We start from the raw sequence: 21,599 nt of genomic DNA, 5'->3' as shown, positions 1-21,599 counted from the left end.
TATAAAATTGGGAAAGTAGTTATAACAAGAGAGAAGAAAATAGGAGGTGCCTTGCACAGATGGTTATTATTCTTTATTTAAGCGCTGCTATTGTTGCCATTGCGATTTTTTACCTGGTGGTTTCCGTGTCCAAAACATTGAAATCCGTTCAGCACACATTAAATTCAGTGGCAGGTACTTTAGACGGTGTAGAAAAGCAAATGACAGGAATCACAGCCGAAACAACTGCACTTTTACATAAGACTAATCTGTTAGCTGAAGATATTCAGCGTAAATCCGAAGCGCTGAACACAGTGGTGGATTCTGTTAAAGGCGTAGGTGACTCAATCCAAGACCTAAATAAGTCTATTAAAAGCGTATCATCAAGCGTTTCAGAGAAAGTAGAAGAAAATAAAGAAACTGTTGCTCAAGTCGTTCAATGGAGCAATGTTGCATTAGACGTATGGGAGCGTATAAAATTAAGAAAACAGAAAAAAGTTGAAGCAGAGCCTGTACCTGTTGAAGTAAAAGAAAAAGCGGTTCAACGCTCACGCTCATTTTCATAAGGATGAACTTTAAAGGAGGAGACGCATATGTCAAACAAACCAAATAAACCAAACAACACTTCAAATAAAGGCTTTTTAGTAGGAACAGTGATTGGAGGAGTTGTAGGAGCTGCAACGGCATTACTACTTGCTCCAAAATCAGGTAAAGAGTTCCGTTCTGATTTAAATGAGCAGGCAGCTTACGTTCGTTTAAAAACGGAGCAAGCGAAAAACAGCGCTGTTGAAAAAGGACAAGGGTTTGCTCAAACGGCTAAGGAAAAAACGGCTGGTTTATCACAAACACTGTCTGAGCAATCTTCACAAGTAGTGGACAAGGTGAAAAACTTCCGTAAAGTAGATCCTGAACACGAAGCATTACCGCCAACAAGCTTAGAAGTGCTTGCTGATGAAGTTGAGTCTCAAAGCAACGAAGACGTTCAGCAGAAGCTAACAGAAGCTCAAAAAGCACTAGATGAAGTGGAAAGCACAGTGCCACGACCATAATAAAGAATCAAAAGCGTTTACCCTATAGGGTGAACGCTTTTTTTGTATGTAATGTAGGTGGGATAACAGCAAGTAAATAATTTTTTCATTGCAGAAAAAAACTCCACCTTATAAATGAATTTATGAGTATCATACATAAAGCTGAGCACTCTTTTTGTATGGAAACGGTCAAACCATGTAAACTTAAGAGTAAGTACAGAAAGGGTGAAAAATATGAAAAAAATTTCAACAGTTGAAGAGTTCGAACAAGTTGTAAAGGAAAACAATCGCTTTTTATTTTTAAAACACAGCACAACGTGTCCAATTAGTGCAGCTGGTCATGAGGCATTTTCAGCGTTTGCTTCTAGTCATGAAGACATTCCTTCTTATTATCTTCATGTTCAAGATTCACGTGATGTATCTAACTATATCGCTGAGACGTATGAAGTGAAGCATGAATCACCTCAAGCGCTTCTGTTTGAAGATGGAAAAGTGAAGTGGCATGCTTCTCACTGGAACATTAACGAAGACGAATTAGCGAAAAACGTAGCTCACTAATCAAAAAAGTATTTTAGTGAAAGAAAAATCCGAACATTAATCGTTCGGATTTTTTCATTGGCATGGTGAACGTAGGTTTACTGTATGACAAGCAATCCATAATAGATTGTTTATCCCATTTGTTCGCCTTTAGATTGGAGCGATTTAGCTATGACTCAACCTCTTTTTTTTTATAAGCTGATTGCGGTTTCATCCGCTTTTTCGTACAATAGATGTAGTTTAGCACATAAAAGCAGAGAAGCCCCTTACATATATCCTCCATCATCTATCATCTTATGTAGTAACCCTGCTAAACGGATTTTTTAAAATCAGTGAAAGGGTGGACGTACATGACGAATTCAGATCTTCAGCGTTTGCGATCTCAAATTGACGAAGTAAATATGAAATTGTTAAAGCTTATTAATGAGCGAGGCGAGCTTGTTCAAGAAATAGGAAAGTTAAAAGGAATGCAGTCAACCAAACGGTTTGATCCCGTTCGTGAACGAGCAATGCTTGATGCGATTTTAAGCAAAAATGAAGGACCGTTTCAAACGTCTACGCTTCAACATATTTTCAAAGAGATTTTCAAAGCTCATTTAGAGCTTCAAGAAGATGATCATCGTAAAGCACTTCTTGTATCCCGTAAAAAGAAGGCGGAAAATACAATTGTTACGGTAAAAGGAGAAACAATTGGTGACGGACTTCAGCGTTTTGTAGCAGGACCTTGTTCCGTTGAAAGCTATGAGCAAGTAGCAGCCGTAGCAAAAGTGGTGAAGCAGCAGGGCGTGCGGATGCTTAGAGGAGGAGCTTACAAGCCAAGAACATCTCCTTATGATTTTCAAGGCCTTGGCTTAGAAGGACTGCAAATTTTAAAAAGAGTAGCTGACGAATACGATTTAGCTGTTATTAGTGAAATTGTCGACCCCGCTGATATTGAAACAGCTGTAGAATACGTAGATGTGATTCAAATTGGTGCTCGTAATATGCAAAATTTTGAGCTGTTAAAAGAAGCGGGTGCGGTGAAGAAGCCTGTCTTATTAAAGCGAGGCTTAGCCGCTACGATTGATGAGTTTATTAATGCTGCTGAATACATTGTTTCAAAAGGAAATGATCAGCTGATTTTGTGTGAACGAGGAATTCGTACGTATGAGCGAGCAACGCGAAATACGTTGGATATTTCAGCTGTTCCCATTTTAAAACAAGAAACTCATTTACCTGTTTTAGTCGACGTCACGCATTCAACGGGAAGACGAGATTTACTTGTTCCAACGGCTAAAGCGGCTCTTGCCATTGGAGCAGATGGAATTATGGCGGAGGTTCATCCAGATCCTGCGGTAGCACTTTCAGACTCAGCTCAGCAAATGGATATCCCGCAATTTACAGAATTTATGAAGCAGCTAAAACCTATATGTAACTTAAATTTATAAAAAAACGTAAAAATGAAAAATTCGTATACTTTTATGACAAGTTTGAAGCACTTAATGGTTTCAAGCTTGTTTGCCTTTCGTTATAATAAAGATAAGCGAAATTATCCCGTATTTTGAAAACAGTCGATAACTTTTGTCAAAATAGGAAATAATAAGTGCAAATCCAAAAAACAAGAATTTATGAAATTCTCGTGAAACTTGTCGGAAAAAGGCGGTAAATACGTTGCGATGAAGCACATAGTATCGTATAGTAGTTACAGATATTCGCTATCATTCTGTGAGTGCATATGATATAAATTCGCGATTCACTTTTTTTATTTACTTAATATACACCGTCTTTTACATTGTTACATATAAACTGGTAAAATTGTCTTTGCCACGTAATAATAAGAGCATAACAGGAATGATTTAGATGCATACAGGGTATCTAGGCTGTATGTAAGAGTGAAGGAGCTAGAAATAGCCATTCTATAAAGGAAGATGGATTTATATACGTAAATACAAGAAATGGAATAAGGATAAAATAAACGAAATGTTTTTCGATAAGGAGTGTTTGTTGTGAACGTAACAATTTATGATGTAGCAAGGGAAGCAAGCGTGTCGATGGCAACGGTTTCTCGTGTGGTAAACGGAAATCCAAATGTAAAACCATCAACTAGAAAAAAAGTATTAGAAACAATTGAAAGACTAGGCTATCGTCCGAACGCAGTAGCGCGTGGATTAGCAAGTAAAAAAACAACGACAGTAGGAGTTATCATTCCTGATATCTCAAATATTTTCTATGCAGAATTAGCGCGTGGAATCGAAGATATTGCAACGATGTACAAATATAATATCATCTTAAGTAACTCCGACCAAAATCAAGATAAAGAACTTCACCTTTTAAATAACATGCTTGGCAAACAAGTAGACGGAATCATCTTCATGAGTGGGAACGTAACGGAAGAACACGTAGAAGAGCTAAAAAAATCACCGGTTCCAGTTGTACTTGCAGCATCAATCGAATCAACTAACCAAATCCCATCTGTAACTATTGACTATGAACAAGCAGCTTTTGATGCAGTGCAATCACTAATTGACAGCGGTCATAAAAATATTGCATTCGTTTCAGGTACGCTAGAAGAACCAATCAATCATGCGAAAAAAGTAAAAGGGTACAAGCGTGCTCTTACTGAAAGCGGATTGCCTGTACGTGATTCTTATATTGTAGAAGGAGACTACACGTACGATTCAGGTATTGAAGCGGTTGAAAAACTATTAGAAGAAGCTGAAAAGCCAACTGCTATTTTCGTTGGAACGGATGAAATGGCATTAGGCGTTATTCACGGGGCACAAGATCGCGGGTTGAATGTACCAAACGATCTAGAGGTTATCGGTTTTGATAACACAAGACTTTCAACAATGGTTCGTCCTCAGTTAACATCTGTTGTACAGCCAATGTATGATATTGGTGCAGTAGCGATGCGTCTCTTAACGAAATACATGAACAAAGAAACGGTAGACAGCAGCATTGTACAGCTTCCTCACCGCATCGAGTTCAGACAATCAACAAAATAATACCTGTGAATGAATAAGAACGAATCCAAAGTTCAGACACGGGGAGATAGAATATGAAAAAAGTTGATATGCTCACACCTATAGGGATACTAATTGGTATCTCTATGGTTGTGTTTGGGGTTATTTCAAGTGGAGGAATGAGCGGTTTTTTAGCTTTTATTGATGTACCATCGATTTTAATTGTACTGGGAGGCGTTTTTGGTACGCTTTGCGTGAGCTTTCCTTTAAAACAATTAAAAAATATGGGAAGAGTAGGGAAACAAGCGTTTCAATCTAAAGAAATAAACGTAGAAGAAATTGTAGGAACATTTGTACATTTATCGGAAAAAGCGCGTCGAGAAGGACTTCTATCGTTAGAAGCAGAGCTTGAACAAATCGATGATTCATTTGTGAAAAAAGGTATTTTGCTAGCCATTGATGGAGTAGAACCGGAAATGATTCGAGAGCTGCTTGAAGCTGAAGTAGCTGCAGTGGAAGAAAGACATGCGAGAGGTCGAAGTATGTTTGAAAAAGCAGGCGATTATGCCCCCGCTTGGGGAATGATTGGGACGCTCGTTGGGCTAGTGCTAATGCTTAAAAGCCTTAACACTCCTTCATCGCTTGGGCCTAACATGGCAATTGCTCTTTTAACGACTTTCTACGGGGCGCTGCTTTCAAACTTGTTTTTTCAGCCAATCGCAGCTAAATTAGCTGGTAAAACGGAACATGAGCTTTTTGTTAAAGAAGTAATTATTGAAGGTGTCATCGGCTTGCAGGCGGGTCAAAATTCTCGCTTTGTGCAAGCAAAGCTAAAAGTATTTGCCCCTGTTGAAAAACGAAAGCTGGAAGAAAAGAGAGAACACGTTCGTGAAGCGTAGAAGAAAAAGGTATTCGGCACAGTCGCCAAAATGGATGGTAACATTTGCTGATTTGGTGACGTTAATATTAGTTTTTTTTATTTTACTATTTTCAATGTCTAGCGTTGATAATCAAAAGTTTCAGACCGTTGTCAATTCGCTTACAAACGGTGGCTCATTAGCTTCTGTAGAAAAGAGCCAGCAGTCTCAAAAGCTGGATAACATTTTAGCAAAAGTGCAGGATTACCTGAAGGAAAATAAGCTTCAGAATGTCATTACCGCTAAGCGAGATGAACGCGGAGTTGTGCTTATTTTACAAGAACAGGTGCTGTTTGAGACAGGACAAGCGGACATTTTGAAAAAAGGCACCCCTTTTCTGGATGAATTAGGAAGGTTATTCAGTACTATTCCAAATGATATTAAAGTAGAAGGTCATACCGACAATCGACCCATTCACACCTATCGCTATCCATCTAATTGGGAACTATCGGCAGCGCGTGCTAGCGGCGTCATACGTTATTTAACGAACCATTTTTCTCTTTCTGCTAACCGCTTTGAAGCACTTGGATACGGAGATACGAAGCCGCTTGTTCCGAACACGTCTAATGGAAATCTACAAAAAAATAGACGCGTCGAAATTATTATTTCAGATCCCGAAGCACAGTGAAAAAGGCCATACGCTTGTATAGCCTTTTTTTAAGAATGAGATGTATGAGAACGAATAGGATAAAGAGCGCGCTCAAGAGTTTGAGCGTTTTTTTCTGTTATTTCGGGTTTTCTTGGAATTGGCTGATAGATATTAGGTTCATCATCCCACTGCGTGCAAACGGGATGAGGCGATATTTTTGTCCATTTTTCAAGCCATGACAGAGGAAGCATGCCTTCTGCCTTTCGTTCAATCATTTCAAGCCAAATGAATGACCAAGCCCGAGGAACAACCCGCCAAATATCATAACCTCCTCCGCCAACCGCAATCCATCTTCCCTGACAGTATTCATGGGCAATTTCATGAGCAATTTTAGGAATCTCACGGTATATTTTTGTGGTGCCGCATAAATGAGTGAGCGGATCGTAATAATGAGAATCGGCTCCATTTTGTGTCAAGATAACATCTGGTTTAAAAAAAGCAGCTACTTCTTTTAAAGAGGTCTTATAAACGTCGAGCCAAGACTCATCTTCCGTATAAGCATCAACAGGCACATTAAATGAATAACCATAGCCTTCACTGTGCCCGCGTTCGTTAACGTTTCCCGTGCCTGGAAACAAGTAGCGTCCCGTTTCATGAATGGAAAGAGTACAAACGGAAGGGTCGTCATAAAATGTCCATTGCACACCGTCACCATGGTGAGCATCTGTATCGACATAGAGAACACGCGCGTTGTACTTTTGCTGCATATATTTGATGGCTACCGCGCTATCGTTATAAATACAGAAGCCGGAAGCTTTTCCTCGAAAGCCGTGGTGCAATCCTCCTCCTAAATTTAGAGCATGCTTAGCTTTTCCAGTCATCACATAATCTACAGCAGTAAGCGTACCCCCAACTAAAAAAGCACTGGCTTCATGCATGTTTGGAAACATAGGTGTATCTTCTGTTCCAAGACCAAAATCTGCTGCTTTTTCAATAGAAAGCTCGCCGCTTCCTGCTAATTTTACCGCTTGAATATAGCTAGTATCATGGACAAGCTGAAGTTCTTCATCAGATGCCATCCGCGGTAATACAATATCTTGATTGCCTAAAGCGCCAAATTCCCGTAACAGTTCATATGTTAGTTGAACACGAAGCTGGTTAAACGGATGATTATTGCTGAATTTGTACGAAAGAATATCATCTGAATAAATAAATACAGCATTACTAGTCATTACGTCATCTCCGGTAATTTAGGCCACAACACCTCATAGCCGTTTTCTTTTAATGTATTTATACTAATCAATGGATTAATAGCTTGAATGCGAAGCACAAGGATTTTATATCGTTCATCTACATCAGGGTAGACAAGTACGCTTAAGATGTTTGTTCTCGTTGAAGCAAAGAGAGACGTAACTTCAGCGAGAACACCAGCCTTATTTTCTACTTTTATTTCAATTTGTGAACCTGGCTTATTAGTGCCGGTAAGCTGAATAAACGTATGTAATAGATCTCTTTCGGTAACAACGCCTACTAACCGCTTGTTTTTGGTGACGGGAATACAACCGATTTGATGTTCATAAAAAATACTTGCAATTTCTTCAACAAAATCAAGAGGGTGAGCTGTAATGACTTCTGTTTGCATAATCATCCGCACGGGTTCAGATAGAAGAGCAGATGTATAAGTATTATCTAAAATAGATGGACTTGCATCTCTTACGTCTCGATCAGAAATGATGCCAACTACGTGATGAAGGTCATTAACGATAGGGATATGTCTAATCTTATGTGTATCTAAAAGTTTCATAGCTTCAGCAATCGTATGGTCGGGGGTTAAGGTAACGAGATCAGTTTTCATCATCTCTTCAACAATCATCAGACACAGCTCCTTTTCTTAAAGGTCAGCTTAATACATAAAGCGATTTCGAAAGCGCAGGCTATCAAATTCTTGTATGCTTTTTTGAGGTACTCTGCTCCCGATTCTTACCATCAAACAATTAGCAGGGTGGGAGCTAATCTCCGGATCATCTGTGGCAAACCACGTCAGTCCGCCTTTATTCATCATTTTTTCCATAATTTTGCGGTAGTCCCACACATTTAGCCCTGTTCCTTTTAAATCCCAATGCCAATAGTATTCTGTCGTAATGACAATATAATCTTCCATTGCATCATCCATCATAGATACGATAAGCAGGTTTTTACCAACAGCGCAGCTGCGAAATGGAGCGGCTACCTCTATAGCTCCTAATTCGATTAAATTCTCCATATTTCCTTCCGACCATCGTTCTAGAGGATCGGGATATAAAAAGGTTACATAACCAATGATTGTATGATGATGGCGAGCAATAATGATTCTACCTTCAGGCAAGTTGGCAATCTCGATCAATGCTTCTTTTTGCTGTTCAGGTGGACGAAAGGCCGTTAGTTGCTCATGAAAATCAAGTTGTTGCAAGGTCTTGGAGGAGACAGGTCCTTCAATAACAATTGCTCCAACAGCTGTTTTTAGTTCTTTCATATTGTATGTTTGGGAATGTTTCACATGAATCACCACCTTCAAGCAGTCTTATCTGTATTATAATACAAAAAAAACTCTATATTAAAGCGTTTTCAAAAAATTAAATAAAAGAAAAGGAGTTTTTTAAAAAACATAGAATAGGAAATTAAAAGAGATTCTTGTTAATTCGACACTTCTATAACAAAGGTTGTCATATAACAAGGGAGACTATTATCCCAATTCCGACAAATAATTTTTATAAAATTGTGAAAAGTCTATTTTTGTTATATAATAGGTTTGTAAATTTTATACGTAAGGGGGAGTTTGTGATGAAGGTGGAAGCGCTTCCTGTAATTGAAGGGGTATACAACTTACAGGACTATGATAAAACGTATCAAACCTTTGACTGGTCACAAGTGGAGAAGGAATTTTCATGGCATGAAACAGGTAAATTAAATGCAGCTTATGAAGCAATTGATAAGCACGCAAACTCTACGCGTAAAAATAAAGTTGCGCTTTACTATCGAGATGCGCAGCGCAATGAAAAATATACATTCAAAGAAATGAAAGAATGGTCAAACAAAGCCGCGAACGTGCTAAAACAAGCAGACGTAGAGAAGGGAGATCGCGTGTTTATCTTTATGCCTCGCTCTCCGGAACTTTATTTTGCATTGTTAGGCGCGGTGAAGCTTGGCGCTATTGTTGGGCCTTTATTTGAAGCGTTCATGGAAGGTGCAGTAAAAGATCGTTTGCAAGACAGTGATGCAAAAGTGTTAATTACGACGCCTGAATTGCTGAGCCGCGTTCCGGTGAAAGATTTGCCAGCTTTAAAACACATTCTCCTGGTAGGGGAAAATGTAGGAGAAGAAGGCATTCAACTAGATTTTCTGAAGCGATTAGAAGCGGCGAATAAAGAGGTGGAAATTGAGTGGGTAGATAGAACAGATGGTATGCTGCTTCATTATACATCAGGTTCAACTGGCAAACCAAAAGGGGTGCTTCACGTTCATAATGCAATGCTTCAGCATTATCAAACCGCTAAGTGGGTGCTCGACTTAAAAGATGACGATGTGTATTGGTGTACAGCAGATCCCGGTTGGGTAACGGGGACTTCCTATGGGATTTTTGGTCCTTGGCTTGCTGGAGCAACCAATGTGATTGTGGGAGGACGATTTAGTCCAGATGCATGGTATCAAGCACTTGAAGATTTTGGCGTAACGGTTTGGTACAGCGCACCTACAGCTTTTCGTATGCTAATGGGTGCTGGTGATGACTTAGTTAAACGCTATGATTTAAGTAATCTCAGACATGTATTAAGTGTGGGAGAACCGTTAAATCCTGAAGTGGTACGCTGGGGAATGAAGGTGTTCCAAAAACGTATTCATGATACGTGGTGGATGACCGAAACTGGAGGTCAGACGATTTGTAATTATCCGTCTATGAAAATTAAGCCAGGGTCTATGGGGAAACCAATTCCAGGTGTACAAGCAGCAATCGTTGACGATCAAGGACAAGAGCTTCCACCTTATCGAATGGGTAACTTAGCAATTAAAAAAGGCTGGCCATCTATGATGCATACGATTTGGAACAACAAAGAAAAGTATGAGTCATATTTTATGCCAGGTGATTGGTACGTATCAGGTGATTCGGCGTATATGGATGAAGACGGTTATTTTTGGTTCCAAGGCCGAATCGATGATGTTATTATGACGGCAGGAGAACGCGTGGGGCCATTTGAAGTAGAAAGTAAGCTTGTTGAACACCCTGCTGTAGCAGAAGCGGGTGTTATTGGTAAGCCTGACCCTGTGCGTGGGGAAATTATTAAAGCATTTATCGCACTTAGAGATGGGTATGAATCTTCAGATGAACTGATTGAAGATATTCGTCAATTTGTGAAAAAAGGGTTAGCTGCTCATGCAGCCCCGCGTGAAATCGAGTTTAAAGATAAGCTACCTAAAACACGAAGCGGTAAAATTATGCGTCGCGTTTTAAAAGCTTGGGAATTAGATTTGCCAACGGGCGATTTGTCAACGATGGAAGACTAAGGAGTAAATGTTTCAATCTTTGTAGGGAAAATAAGTGATTTCTATAAAGTTCAAACAGCCAGCTGTTTGAACTTTTTTTTGGACTTGAATTTTAAAATGAAATCATTCATAATTGTGGGGTGTAAACTTTTAAATAAAATAAACTGCAGTGATAGGAAGAAGTAATACTTGTCTCCCTGTTTAAGAGAGCTGATGGTTGCTGAAAATCAGTACATAGACAAATATGAAATACGTCCTTGAGCATCTTTTGTGAACTTACAGTAGCAAAAGACGGGTAGACCGTTACATCATTTAAGTGGGAAATAATTTATTTCCAAATAGGGTGGTACCGCGATATTTTCGTCCCTTCTTTTTTAAGAAGGGGCGTTTTTTATGTTGTTCAACAACTTGTAACGAGCAATTAGATAAAGGAGAGAATATATAACATGGATATTTTACAAGATCTTGAGTTTCGAGGGCTCATTAACCAACAAACGGATGAAAAAGGTTTAAGTGAACTTTTGAGTAAAGAGTCTGTTCGTTTGTACTGTGGATTCGATCCGACAGCCGACAGCCTTCACATCGGCCACATGCTTCCTGTTTTAATTTTACGTCGCTTTCAACAAGCTGGACATCAACCAATTGCATTAGTTGGTGGAGGTACGGGTCTTATTGGAGATCCAAGCGGTAAAAAAGCAGAGCGTACGTTAAATGAAAAAGAAACGGTTGCCATGTTTAGTGAGCGTATTAAAGGTCAGCTTTCACGCTTCTTAGATTTCGAAGAAGGTGAAAATGCAGCAGTTATTGCAAATAACTATGACTGGATTGGCTCATTAGATGTTATTACATTCCTACGAGATATCGGTAAAAACTTTGGTATTAACTATATGATGGCAAAGGATTCTGTTCAATCTCGTATCGAATCAGGCATTTCATTTACGGAATTTAGCTACATGATTTTACAGTCATACGATTTCTTGAATTTATACCAAACATATAACTGTAAGCTTCAAATTGGCGGCAGCGACCAATGGGGAAATATTACGGCTGGCTTAGAATTAATTCGTAAATCAGAAGAAGATGCAAAAGCATTTGGATTAACAGTTCCGCTTGTAACAAAAGCTGACGGAACGAAGTTCGGTAAAACAGAAGGCGGAGCAATTTGGTTAGACGCTGAAAAAACAAGTCCGTATGAATTCTACCAATTCTGGATTAATACAGATGATCGTGATGTTATAAAATATTTAAAATACTTTACATTCTTATCACACGAAGAAATTAATGAATTAGCAGCTTCTGCAAAAGAAGCTCCTGAAAAACGCGAAGCACAAAAAGCACTAGGGGCAGCGATGACTACGCTTGTACACGGTGAAGAAGCTCTTGAGCAAGCAATTCGTATTTCGCAAGCTTTATTTAGCGGAAGTATTTCAGAGTTAACAGCAGAAGAAATTAAGCAAGGATTCAAGGATGTTCCTTCTTACACGCATACAGGTGAAGATATTGGTTTAATTGATTTACTTGTAGAAAGTAAAATTTCTCCTTCTAAACGTCAAGCACGTGAAGATATTTCAAACGGTGCGATTTACTTAAATGGTGAGCGCGAGCAAGATTTACAAAAAACAGTAGGTGCAGAAGACCGTATTGAAGGTCAATTCACAGTGATTCGTCGAGGCAAGAAAAAATATACGCTTATTCAATACGCATAAAAAAAGGCCGAAAGGCCTTTTTTTATATATATAGACAGTGAAAAAGCCGCTCCATAAGGAACGGCTTTTTACTATTAACGAGAGTAGAACTCTACGATTAGTGCTTCGTTGATTTCAGCAGATAATTCAGAACGCTCTGGTAAGCGAGTGAATGTACCTTCTAATTTCTCAGCGTCTACTGTTAAGTAGTCTGGTACGAAGTTGTTAACTTCAAGCGCTTCTTTCACGATTGAAAGGTTGCGAGATTTTTCGCGAACACCGATCACTTGACCAGGTTGTACACGGTAAGATGGGATGTCAACGCGTTTACCGTCAACTAAAACGTGACCGTGGTTAACTAATTGACGAGCTTGACGACGAGTGCGTGCAAGACCCATACGGTATACTAAGTTATCAAGACGAGCTTCTAAAAGAATCATGAAGTTCTCACCGTGCTTACCAGTTAATTTACCAGCAGCAACGAATAAGTTACGGAATTGACGCTCAGTTACACCATACATGTGGCGTAATTTTTGCTTTTCTTGTAATTGTAAACCGTACTCAGAAATTTTCTTACGTTGACCTGGGCCGTGTGGACCTGGAGCGTAAGGGCGTTTTTCTAATTCTTTACCTGTACCACTTAGAGAAAGACCTAAGCGACGAGAGATTTTCCAACTTGGACCTGTATAACGAGCCATGATGACTCCTCCTTGTTTGTGTTTTTATTTTATGCAAAACAAAAACAGACACATTCTAGCGATATGCTCATTTTGTTTTCATGTACCATCGCTCTAGCAGCAGAGAGTTACACGATACACCATCTTGTTAAAAGAATTGCTACTTCTGTAAAACAATCTTTTAATGAGGAACAAAATGAAAAAACATAAAGAAGATTGTATAAGCTGCAATATTTCACACAACGAGTATTATAGGTGTTTCCTCGTATAAAGTCAAGGAAGATTGAAGATTAAAAGAATGTAAAAGAAAGGATATATTCTTTTGAAGGATGCAAGGAGAAGAAAGAACATAAGAAAACGGTGGTGATGGGCTAATCAAACGTTTGTTTAATAAGCAAAAACCGCTGATATGCAGCGGTTTTTTTGCTTATTCATATTCAAAGAAAAGAAGTGAGTTCTTTGACGAATTCTTCAAGATACTGTTGATCGATTTCATCAAAGCGTTTCTTGATTGGACTGTCAATATCAAGAACACCTAAAAGTTTACCGTCTTTTACCATTGGCACAACGATTTCAGATTGAGAAGCAGCATCACATGCAATGTGGCCAGGGAATGCATGAACATCTTCGATTCGCTCTGTTCTTTGATTTTGAGCTGCTGTACCGCATACGCCTTTTCCAAGTGGAATGCGAACACAAGCCGGCAGCCCCTGGAAAGGACCGAGTACTAACTCGTCGTCTTCCATTAAATAAAAACCTACCCAGTTTACTTCATTTAAAAATTGATTTAGTAAAGCTGAAGCATTTGCTAGATTAGCAATTGTATTGCTTTCTCCTTCTAATAAGGCGCGTAATTGCTTAATTACTAATTCATAATCCTTTTGTTTTGAGCCGCTGTAGTTTTCGACATTAAACAATGTATTCTCCTCCATTCAACATAAGATTTAATGAATTTTTATCAGGAAACGTCAGTTTTAACGCTACTTTGTCGATAAAAGATTACAGGAACTAAAAAGCCTATCACGAATTATGTAGAGAGGCTACTAAAATCCTTTTTAAATACTGTAACGATTTCTACACAATTTTGCAATCATATGTGTTTTGTAAAAATAAATCGAAATGAGGTGTAGATAGATGGCTGTACAGTCAAAAACGAAAGAGAAAATTATTGATGCGGCTGTTTCTCTTTTTAACGTAAAAGGTTTTGATGGTACGTCGGTGCGCGAGATTGCAGGGAAAGCGAAAGTGAACGTAGCGAATATTTCATATTATTTTCATAGCAAAGAAGGATTGCTTGAAAGTTTAGTGATTTCTTATTTTGAAGGTTATATTGGGGTACTGGAGCAAGCATTCCAAGAAATGAAAAAGCTGTCTTCAACAGAAAGTATGATCGTGATGATTCGAGCTATCTTACATTACCAGCACGAAAACAGGCATATTGCCCGGCTTGTATATAGAGAAATCTCTCTTGACACGATTTTAATTCGAGAAGTTATGACTACGTATTTAACTAAGGAAAAATACTACTTAAAAACAATCCTTGAAAGAGGGATGAAAGAAAAGGAGTTTCGAAAGCTGCACGTTTCCTTTACAATCATTGAGCTTAAGGGAATGCTATCTATGCCTTATCTTCATCCTCAGTACCTAAGTGAAGTTCTTCATATATTGCCCCACGAACCGTATTTTGTTCAGCAATATGCGATTGAGCTTGAGCAATGGGTGCACACAACGGTATGTTTGCCATATGAACGGACAAACAAACTGCGCGTTCAATTATCCTAAATGGAGCTCTCCATAGCCTTGGCCTAAATCCTTCGCACAGTGGGCGTCTGACCCATATACGAGAGGGATTTTTTTCTGTTGGGCTGCTTTTACGACAAAGGGAGCTGGATACGCTTCCTTGCACAAAGGCTTAAACAACCCTGCACCATTATAGTCCAAAGCCAGATCTTTCATTTTTATTTCATCGAGTATTGATAAAATAATAGGGGAAAGCGTGTCTTCATATGGAAATTGAGTTTGAAATTTATGTACGAGTGTCATATGCCCAATGCGCTTAGGCTTATAAACGCCTAAATTGGCCTGTACAGAGCGTAATACCGTGTTGTAATACTTATCATATACTTTGCTTACGCTGCCAAATTTCTGTACAATATGTGCAAATACGTCAGAGCTAAAATCTAGGCAGTCATATCCTTCTTCATGTTTTAAGAAGTGGACAGAAAGGATGCTGTCATCGAGATAAGGACCATACTCGTTTAAGAAATCTGTTGTTTCGTGTTCAAATCCTTCAATAAAATCAACTTCCAATCCGATATTAATGCGAATATCGCGCTCAAATTCTTTTTTAACTTGCTGTACGTTTTGAATGTAGCGATCAAGTTTGTCAGGATCCATTCCGCTGTCGCGATTAGGTGTCGGATCACTGAAGCTTTTTGGTAATGGAGCATGCTCTGTAAACGAAATCTCGTCAAAGTTCAGGGAAATCGCCTGTTCAACATATTGGTGCAATGAATCAGGTGAACCGTGTGGGCAAAATGGAGTATGAATATGTTTGTCAACTTTCATAAAAAATGCCTCCTTTTTTCTTCTTTTTCCATTGTAACGACACAAAGTGACTCCATGCCAATATTTTGTATAAAAAAATTTAATTTTTTGCTCAAAAGTTGGACTTTACATGGTATCATAAAAACATTGACGCAAAAAAATTTAAAGGATTAAATTCACCCTTTTTATAAATAAGAAACTTGTCATGTAGAACGCACTGTAAGGGGGCTTAGTATGGAATTCATTATAGCACTAATCATACTTATTATCGGATTAGTTGTGTACGGAATGTTTTCACGTAAAAAGATTTATCAAGAAATTGATCGCCTGGAAACGATCAAAGTCGAATTAGCAAATACGCCAGTTGCAGAGGAAATTTCAAAAGTAAAAGAATTGAACATGACAGGTCAAACTGAAGAGCTATTTGAACGTTGGCGTGAGCAGTGGGATGAAATTATATCAACTAATCTCCCGAAAATTGATAAAGAACTGTTTGAAACGGAAGAAGCAGCAGATAAATACCGATTTAAAAAAGCGAAGCAGTTGTCTATACATATTGATCAAGCCTTAGAACAAACCAAGATAGATATTGAAAACATACTTACTGAACTTCAAAATTTAATTGGTAGCGAACAAGATAATCGATATGATATTGAGGAATTAAATCAGCTTCACCGCCATGTGAAGAAAAAATTGCTCGCACATCGGTATTCCTATGGAAATGCTGAAAAAACGTTAGAATACGCAATTAATACATCTAAAGAGCAGTTTAAAAAATACGAAGAAGAGACGATTAACGGAAACTATCTTCAAGCACGTGAGATTGTTCTTCAATTAAAAACTGATTTAACAGCTATTGATTCGTATTTAGAACAAATTCCTAAAGTGTTAGTTGAGTGTCAGACCACTCTTCCTGTTCAGTTCAATGAACTGCTTGACGGGTTTCGAGAAATGAGTGAGCAGGGATATGTGTTAGATCATCTGCAAGTAGAAGAAACGGTAGAGCTTTTAAAACAAGAAACTGCTGAAATTATTGCAGATATTGAAGAATTATATGTGGAAGAAGCGATTACAAAACTAGATGATGTGAATGAACGCTTAGAGCAATTATATGACTCACTTGAGCATGAGGTTTTCTCCTATCATAAAATGAACCGTGAATCTCATACGGTATCTAACTTCCTTCGTATGCTTCAAGAACGAAACCGTGAACTTCGTGAAGAAACGCTATTTGTACAGCAAAGCTATCATTTTAAAGAGCGCGATTTAGACGTATATTATAAAATGGACCGCGAACTAAAACGATTGACTAACTTGTACTATAATATTTCGGACAAGGTGGCGGAGCACAATTTAGCCTACAGTGTGATCCAAGAAGAACTCGAAGACGTTTCCAAACAGCTTAACCAATTAAAAGAATCTCAGGAATCCTATAGCGATATGCTACAAGCTCTTCGCAAAGATGAGCTCTCAGCTAAGGACAAAATAGAAGAACTGAAATCTCAGTTGATTGAAGCACGACGCCTTATTCAAAAAAGCAACCTTCCTGGTGTTCCTGAAGAATATAAAGTGCAGCTTGAAAAAACGGTTCATATCTTAAATGAAGTAACCGCTAAGCTGAAAGAAAAACCGCTTAATATTCAAGCTGTTCAATCTTTACTTGAAGATGCTGTTGGTTTTGTTCAGGATACATTTGATGAAACAGAGGCAATGTTAGAAGAAGCGCGACTCGTTGAAAGAGTGATTCAATATGGTAACCGTTATAGAAGTACTCATCATTCGATTGCACAGTCTTTAGAAGAAGCAGAAGAAGCATTTCGTCATTACGAATACAAAGAAGCATTAAAACAGGCATCTGCAGCTATTGAGCAAGTAGATCCTGGTGCGCTGGATCGTATACAGCGTATTGTATCTTCACAGAGTTAAAAAGCTCGTGTCCAAAGGACACGAGCTTTTTTATGACGCTTTTCTTTGTATACGATCTGTGTGATGTGTACCTCTTGCAATACTAATAATATAGCCTATGAAGGCGGCAATGACTGTTGGAATGAGCCATCCAAGGCCTTGGTTATAAAGCGGCAAATAGTTTTTGAAAAAGTCGTCTATGCCTGTTAGGATAATTCCTGCTGCTTTTAACCCATCAAAAATGCTAAGAATCGAGCTAATGATTACGGCTGTCACATATACTTCTCGACCAAACGAAATGGCTCTTTCAATTAACGATAAAGCAATTAGCGTAATGGCAATAGGGTATACAAAGGTCAAAATAGGTATGGAAATAGAAATTAATTGAGTAAGCCCTACATTTGAAATAACAGCACTAAACAGCATTAAAATGACAACAAATGTTTTATATGACATGCTCGGCACCAGCTGCGTGAAAAATCGTGCGCAAGCAGAAGTTAATCCGATGGCTGTCGTTAAACAAGCAAATGTAATAGCAAGTCCTAAAATAATGGTTCCAAACGAACCGAATAATGTTGTAGCTACAGCTGTTAAAATAGCTCCTCCATTTTCTTTCATACCAATTGCTTCTACGCTTGAAGCACCGATGTAAGCGAGAGAGAGATAAACGAGAGCTAACCCAGCAGCAGCAATCAATCCGGCTTTTATACATATCGAAGCAAGTGTTCGTTCGTCTGTGACGCCTTTTTCCTTAATACTGTTGATAACAACGATGCCAAATACGAGAGCTGCGATTGTATCCATTGTCAAATATCCATCAATAAAGCCACCCGTAAATGGAGAGGCTATATATTTGGCGTGAGGTTCTTGAAAAGAACCCATAGGGGTCATTAAACTTTTGATAGCTAAAAGAGCTAATACTGCCAGCAGCAAAGGAGTTAGGATTTTTCCTATGCGATCAACAATTTTAGTTGGATTCAATGATAAATAAAGTGTTAGGCCAAAGAAAATAACGGTATAGACAAGTAAAGGAATCTTGCTTGCAGCCGCATTTTCTGATAAAAATGGTGTTACGCCGATTTCAAACGCTACCGTATCTGTTCTTGGTATACCAAAAAAAGGACCGATTGCTAAGTAAAGCAATATAGTAAATGAAATTCCGAAAATAGGGTGAACTTTTTTAGCTACTTCGGTAAAGTTTCCGTTACTTTTAGAAACAGCAATTATACCCATAAGCGGAAGTCCTACACCTGTAATGAGAAAACCAATGATGGAGCTCCAAGTGTGTGTTCCTGCTTGCTGTCCGAGTAAAGGAGGAAAAATCATATTTCCTGCTCCAAAAAAGAGAGCGAACAGCATAAGGCCGATGGCAAATATTTCTTTATTAGTAAGTGCTTTGGTTTTCATAATGCCTCCTAGTGTATCTTATGATGATAATTAAATTTTCTGACTTTTTAAAAACTAAAAGTACGTGATACATACTATCATATTTATGAAATCATATATAGGTTTTTTTGAAAAAATCTAAATAGTTTATCAATAATATAAGTAACGTTCAATTTAAAAAAGTATCAAGGTATGTTATGATAATACGTTGTTCCGAAAAAATGAAGAAGGGAGCGCGCATCCTTGATTTATTTAGATAATAGCGCTACAACAAAACCCTATAATGAAGTCATACAATCTTTTACTAAAGTAGCTACAACTTATTATGGCAATCCATCCTCCCTCCATCAATTTGGCGTACAGGCGGAGAATTTGTTGAGCCGTTCGCGTGAGCAAGTAGCAGAATTGCTGCATGTAACGTCAAATGAAATTATTTTTACATCTGGAGGAACGGAAGGGAATAATTTGGCTATTAAAGGCGTAGCGATGCAATATAAAAGCCGAGGTCAGCATATCATTACGACAAATATTGAACATGATTCTGTTCATGAACCATTCAAGCAGTTAGAAGCCCTAGGATTTAACGTTACGTATGTTCCGGTAGATTCCAGTGGATTTGTATCACCTGCGGCTATTGAATCAGCTATTACGGATGAAACCATTTTAGTATCTGTTATGCATGTAAATAATGAAATTGGCACCATTCAGCCAATTGAAGAAATTGGACAGATGCTGACGAACTATTCGAAGGTGCTTTTTCATGTCGATGATGTGCAGGGGATTGGAAAAGTTCCGCTTTCTTTAGCGGATCATAAAATTGATTTATGCACATTATCAGGACACAAAATTCACGGCTTAAAAGGGACGGGAATTTTATATAAACGAAATGGAGTTCAGCTTCATTCGTTGCTTAGCGGAGGCTCTCAGGAAATGCAGCATCGATCAGGCACGGAAAATGTGCCGGGAATCGTAGCATTTGCTAAAGCACTTCGTTTAACACTTGAACATGCTGCTCAAAATCAGCAAAAAATGCGGAAAATAAAAGCAGAACTGATGGACAAACTTTCTGCTCACGAAAGAATCACGATGAATACGCCGAATGAGCATTCGGCACCTCATATTATAAATTTTACAGCACAAGGTATTAAAGGTGAGGTTTTTGTTCACGCTCTTGAAGAAAAAGGAGTGTTTGTATCCACTACATCTGCTTGCTCATCAAAGCGAAAAAAGCCAAGCAAAACGCTTTTAGCTATCGGTAAAAATTACGAAGAAGCCGATCAGTCCATTCGATTGAGCTTGTCAGGATTAAATGATTATAATGAAGTAACGCCCATTGTAAATGCTATTTTCACAGTAATTGAAGATCTAAAGAAAGTAATGAGGTAAAAGATTATGATATATAACCATATTTTAATTCGGTACGGAGAAATCTCAACCAAAGGACAAAATAGAAAAAAATTTGTTGCTCAGCTAAGAAAAAATATTGTAACGGCTCTTAGTGCATTCCAAAATATTCACGTAAAATACACAAGAGACCGCATGTATATTCACTTAAACGGTGAAAATCACGAGCCTATCATCGAACGTCTTCAGCAAATCTTTGGTATTCAAAGCTTTAGTTTAGCATTAAAAGTTGAAAATGAGCTTGAAGCGATTCAAGAAGCAGCGTTAGAAGCAATGAAAGAATTTGATATAGAAGGAAAAACATTCAAAGTATCTACTCGAAGAGCGTATAAACAATTTCCTCTTGATACAAACGAATTAAATTATGCAGTAGGAAGTCATATTCTACGAAATACAGAGCATCTACAGGTAAACGTAAAAGAACCAAGCGTAAATGTACGAGTAGAAGTGAGAAGTGAAGCAACGTATATTACATGTTTTGATTATCGCGGAGCAGGAGGTCTTCCAGTTGGTACGAGTGGAAAAGCGATGCTGATGCTTTCTGGAGGAATTGACAGCCCGGTTGCAGGATACTTAGCTATGAAGCGCGGTTTAGAAATAGAGGCGGTTCATTTTTACAGTCCGCCTTTTACAAGTGAACGTTCTAAGCAAAAAGTCATCGATTTAACGCAAAAATTAACGGCTTATCACGAAAAAGTAAAGCTTCACATTGTACCGTTTACAGCTGTACAGCAAGCGATTCAAAAGCAAATTCCAGAGAATTATACCATGACCTCTACACGTCGTATGATGCTTCGAATTACGGACCTTATTCGTGAAAAAAATGAATCATTAGCTATCGTAACTGGCGACAGCTTAGGACAAGTAGCTAGTCAAACGGTTGAGAGCATGTATGCGATTAATGAAGTGACTAATACGCCAATTTTGCGTCCGCTTGTAACAATGGACAAAACAGAGATTGTTGAAATTGCCCGCAAAATTGATACACATGAAATTTCGAATCGACCGTATGAAGACTGCTGTACAATCTTTACGCCAAGCTCACCAAAAACGAAGCCAAAGCGTGAAAAAATAAATCGATACGAACAATTTTATGATTTTGAAACATTAATTCAAGAAGCGGTAAATAATGTAGAAACGCTTGAGATGACAGCTTCTTCGGCTACAAATACCGCAGACAGCGTAGAAGATTTGTTTTAAAAGTTAAATTTCATAAAATTACCAAAAAAATAATGTATGATGCCATGTGTTTTGACACAATCTATATTCAACAAGGAGGTGAAAACACATGGCAAACACAAACAAATTAGTAGCTCCTGGTTCAGCAGCTGCTATCGACCAAATGAAATACGAAATCGCTTCTGAATTCGGTGTAAATCTTGGACCAGAAGCAACAGCTCGCGCTAACGGATCTGTTGGTGGAGAAATCACTAAACGCTTAGTTCAAATGGCTGAGCAACAACTTGGTGGTAAATAAGTCATATTAAT

At 38.3% G+C, this 21,599-nt stretch carries 21 protein-coding genes and 1 other annotated feature; of the genes, 14 read left to right on the top strand and 7 right to left on the bottom strand.

Features of this window, described 5'->3' with window-relative positions:
• Window positions 1–59 precede the first annotated feature (59 nt).
• The 7 genes from ACFX40_RS11715 to motS all read left to right on the top strand — a co-directional run bounded on the left by ACFX40_RS11715 (window position 60) and on the right by motS (window position 6,031).
• Complete coding sequence (locus tag ACFX40_RS11715) at window positions 60–545, top strand: DUF948 domain-containing protein (protein ID WP_013085231.1); 486 nt, start codon at window positions 60–62, stop codon at window positions 543–545.
• Between the two features lie 27 nt (window positions 546–572).
• Window positions 573–1,028, top strand: a complete 456-nt coding sequence (locus ACFX40_RS11710; protein ID WP_013059496.1) for a YtxH domain-containing protein — start codon at window positions 573–575, stop codon at window positions 1,026–1,028.
• Window positions 1,029–1,241: 213 nt separating this feature from the next.
• Window positions 1,242–1,565, top strand: a complete 324-nt coding sequence (gene ytxJ / locus ACFX40_RS11705; protein WP_013059495.1) for a bacillithiol system redox-active protein YtxJ — start codon at window positions 1,242–1,244, stop codon at window positions 1,563–1,565.
• 329 nt (window positions 1,566–1,894) lie between these two features.
• Entirely contained in the window at window positions 1,895–2,971 is a 1,077-nt protein-coding gene (locus ACFX40_RS11700; protein ID WP_028410497.1) for a bifunctional 3-deoxy-7-phosphoheptulonate synthase/chorismate mutase, read from the top strand.
• A gap of 558 nt (window positions 2,972–3,529) precedes the next feature.
• Window positions 3,530–4,528: a catabolite control protein A gene (ccpA, locus tag ACFX40_RS11695; protein WP_025750682.1), complete on the top strand. Its 999-nt coding sequence runs from the start codon at window positions 3,530–3,532 to the stop codon at window positions 4,526–4,528.
• A gap of 53 nt (window positions 4,529–4,581) precedes the next feature.
• On the top strand, window positions 4,582–5,385 hold the full coding sequence (gene motP, locus ACFX40_RS11690; RefSeq protein ID WP_028410498.1) for a flagellar motor protein MotP: 804 nt from the start codon (window positions 4,582–4,584) through the stop codon (window positions 5,383–5,385).
• Complete coding sequence (gene motS / locus ACFX40_RS11685; RefSeq protein ID WP_098249344.1) at window positions 5,375–6,031, top strand: flagellar motor protein MotS; 657 nt, start codon at window positions 5,375–5,377, stop codon at window positions 6,029–6,031. The genes motP and motS overlap by 11 nt, the downstream gene beginning before the upstream one ends.
• 29 nt (window positions 6,032–6,060) lie before the next feature.
• Here the strand turns inward: motS and ACFX40_RS11680 are convergent, their stop codons facing one another.
• Genes ACFX40_RS11680 through ACFX40_RS11670 form a run of 3 tightly spaced genes read right to left on the bottom strand, consistent with a single transcriptional unit; the run spans window position 6,061 to window position 8,528 of the window.
• Entirely contained in the window at window positions 6,061–7,224 is a 1,164-nt protein-coding gene (locus tag ACFX40_RS11680; RefSeq protein WP_028410500.1) for an acetoin utilization protein AcuC, read from the bottom strand.
• Window positions 7,224–7,865: an acetoin utilization AcuB family protein gene (locus tag ACFX40_RS11675; RefSeq protein WP_028410501.1), complete on the bottom strand. Its 642-nt coding sequence runs from the start codon at window positions 7,863–7,865 to the stop codon at window positions 7,224–7,226. The genes ACFX40_RS11680 and ACFX40_RS11675 overlap by 1 nt, the downstream gene beginning before the upstream one ends.
• A 30-nt stretch (window positions 7,866–7,895) precedes the next feature.
• On the bottom strand, window positions 7,896–8,528 hold the full coding sequence (locus ACFX40_RS11670; protein WP_098333415.1) for a GNAT family N-acetyltransferase: 633 nt from the start codon (window positions 8,526–8,528) through the stop codon (window positions 7,896–7,898).
• A 284-nt stretch (window positions 8,529–8,812) separates the two neighbouring features.
• On the opposite strand from ACFX40_RS11670, the gene acsA reads away from it, so the two are divergent.
• On the top strand, window positions 8,813–10,528 hold the full coding sequence (gene acsA / locus ACFX40_RS11665; protein WP_028410503.1) for an acetate--CoA ligase: 1,716 nt from the start codon (window positions 8,813–8,815) through the stop codon (window positions 10,526–10,528).
• A gap of 139 nt (window positions 10,529–10,667) precedes the next feature.
• Window positions 10,668–10,878: a binding site (T-box leader), on the top strand.
• Window positions 10,879–10,953: 75 nt separating this feature from the next.
• Window positions 10,954–12,213, top strand: coding sequence for a tyrosine--tRNA ligase (gene tyrS / locus ACFX40_RS11660; RefSeq protein WP_028410504.1), 1,260 nt, complete (start codon window positions 10,954–10,956; stop codon window positions 12,211–12,213).
• 74 nt (window positions 12,214–12,287) lie between these two features.
• On the opposite strand, the gene rpsD is transcribed toward tyrS, so the two are convergent.
• Both rpsD and ACFX40_RS11650 read right to left on the bottom strand, forming a co-directional pair.
• The gene (gene rpsD / locus ACFX40_RS11655) at window positions 12,288–12,890 is read right to left on the bottom strand and encodes a 30S ribosomal protein S4 (protein WP_013059485.1); all 603 of its coding nucleotides are present in this window, start codon (window positions 12,888–12,890) and stop codon (window positions 12,288–12,290) included.
• A gap of 416 nt (window positions 12,891–13,306) precedes the next feature.
• Window positions 13,307–13,786: a GAF domain-containing protein gene (locus ACFX40_RS11650; RefSeq protein ID WP_028410505.1), complete on the bottom strand. Its 480-nt coding sequence runs from the start codon at window positions 13,784–13,786 to the stop codon at window positions 13,307–13,309.
• 217 nt (window positions 13,787–14,003) lie between these two features.
• Between ACFX40_RS11650 and refZ the strand changes: the two genes are divergently transcribed.
• Window positions 14,004–14,651 (top strand): forespore capture DNA-binding protein RefZ, encoded by a 648-nt coding sequence (gene refZ / locus ACFX40_RS11645; protein ID WP_013059482.1) that lies wholly within the window; start codon window positions 14,004–14,006, stop codon window positions 14,649–14,651.
• Here the strand turns inward: refZ and hisJ are convergent.
• Window positions 14,643–15,437 carry a histidinol-phosphatase HisJ gene (gene hisJ, locus ACFX40_RS11640; RefSeq protein ID WP_377254965.1) on the bottom strand — a complete coding sequence of 265 codons (795 nt, stop codon included), beginning with the start codon at window positions 15,435–15,437 and terminating at the stop codon, window positions 14,643–14,645. The two genes, refZ and hisJ, sit on opposite strands and share 9 nt — an antisense overlap.
• A gap of 213 nt (window positions 15,438–15,650) precedes the next feature.
• On the opposite strand from hisJ, the gene ezrA reads away from it, so the two are divergent.
• Window positions 15,651–17,342: a septation ring formation regulator EzrA gene (ezrA, locus tag ACFX40_RS11635; protein WP_013059480.1), complete on the top strand. Its 1,692-nt coding sequence runs from the start codon at window positions 15,651–15,653 to the stop codon at window positions 17,340–17,342.
• Window positions 17,343–17,372: 30 nt separating this feature from the next.
• Here ezrA and brnQ read toward each other — a convergent pair whose 3' ends face one another.
• The gene (gene brnQ, locus ACFX40_RS11630) at window positions 17,373–18,728 is read right to left on the bottom strand and encodes a branched-chain amino acid transport system II carrier protein (RefSeq protein ID WP_028410508.1); all 1,356 of its coding nucleotides are present in this window, start codon (window positions 18,726–18,728) and stop codon (window positions 17,373–17,375) included.
• A 222-nt stretch (window positions 18,729–18,950) separates the two neighbouring features.
• Here brnQ and ACFX40_RS11625 point away from each other — a divergent pair, with 222 nt between their 5' ends.
• From ACFX40_RS11625 to ACFX40_RS11615, 3 genes are all read left to right on the top strand, one after another.
• Window positions 18,951–20,093 (top strand): cysteine desulfurase family protein, encoded by a 1,143-nt coding sequence (locus tag ACFX40_RS11625; protein ID WP_253351905.1) that lies wholly within the window; start codon window positions 18,951–18,953, stop codon window positions 20,091–20,093.
• A gap of 6 nt (window positions 20,094–20,099) precedes the next feature.
• Window positions 20,100–21,311, top strand: a complete 1,212-nt coding sequence (thiI, locus tag ACFX40_RS11620; protein ID WP_014458016.1) for a tRNA uracil 4-sulfurtransferase ThiI — start codon at window positions 20,100–20,102, stop codon at window positions 21,309–21,311.
• An 88-nt stretch (window positions 21,312–21,399) separates the two neighbouring features.
• Entirely contained in the window at window positions 21,400–21,588 is a 189-nt protein-coding gene (locus ACFX40_RS11615; RefSeq protein WP_013059477.1) for an alpha/beta-type small acid-soluble spore protein, read from the top strand.
• Window positions 21,589–21,599: the final 11 nt, after the last annotated feature.

This window comes from Priestia sp. YIM B13552, from assembly GCF_042787775.1.
Lineage (GTDB): Bacteria > Bacillota > Bacilli > Bacillales > Bacillaceae_H > Priestia > Priestia megaterium_E.
This window is presented reverse-complemented; position numbering and strand designations above follow the sequence as displayed.

Coding starts and splice junctions, on each gene's coding strand:
- tyrS (WP_028410504.1), top strand. CDS start 10,954: ATGGATATTTTACAAGATCTTGAGTTTCGAGGGCTCATTAACCAACAA.
- ACFX40_RS11715 (WP_013085231.1), top strand. CDS start 60: ATGGTTATTATTCTTTATTTAAGCGCTGCTATTGTTGCCATTGCGATT.
- ACFX40_RS11615 (WP_013059477.1), top strand. CDS start 21,400: ATGGCAAACACAAACAAATTAGTAGCTCCTGGTTCAGCAGCTGCTATC.
- brnQ (WP_028410508.1), bottom strand. CDS start 18,728: ATGAAAACCAAAGCACTTACTAATAAAGAAATATTTGCCATCGGCCTT.
- ezrA (WP_013059480.1), top strand. CDS start 15,651: ATGGAATTCATTATAGCACTAATCATACTTATTATCGGATTAGTTGTG.
- ACFX40_RS11710 (WP_013059496.1), top strand. CDS start 573: ATGTCAAACAAACCAAATAAACCAAACAACACTTCAAATAAAGGCTTT.
- ytxJ (WP_013059495.1), top strand. CDS start 1,242: ATGAAAAAAATTTCAACAGTTGAAGAGTTCGAACAAGTTGTAAAGGAA.
- ACFX40_RS11680 (WP_028410500.1), bottom strand. CDS start 7,224: ATGACTAGTAATGCTGTATTTATTTATTCAGATGATATTCTTTCGTAC.
- rpsD (WP_013059485.1), bottom strand. CDS start 12,890: ATGGCTCGTTATACAGGTCCAAGTTGGAAAATCTCTCGTCGCTTAGGT.
- acsA (WP_028410503.1), top strand. CDS start 8,813: ATGAAGGTGGAAGCGCTTCCTGTAATTGAAGGGGTATACAACTTACAG.
- ACFX40_RS11700 (WP_028410497.1), top strand. CDS start 1,895: ATGACGAATTCAGATCTTCAGCGTTTGCGATCTCAAATTGACGAAGTA.
- motP (WP_028410498.1), top strand. CDS start 4,582: ATGAAAAAAGTTGATATGCTCACACCTATAGGGATACTAATTGGTATC.
- refZ (WP_013059482.1), top strand. CDS start 14,004: ATGGCTGTACAGTCAAAAACGAAAGAGAAAATTATTGATGCGGCTGTT.
- ACFX40_RS11675 (WP_028410501.1), bottom strand. CDS start 7,865: ATGATTGTTGAAGAGATGATGAAAACTGATCTCGTTACCTTAACCCCC.
- thiI (WP_014458016.1), top strand. CDS start 20,100: ATGATATATAACCATATTTTAATTCGGTACGGAGAAATCTCAACCAAA.
- hisJ (WP_377254965.1), bottom strand. CDS start 15,437: ATGAAAGTTGACAAACATATTCATACTCCATTTTGCCCACACGGTTCA.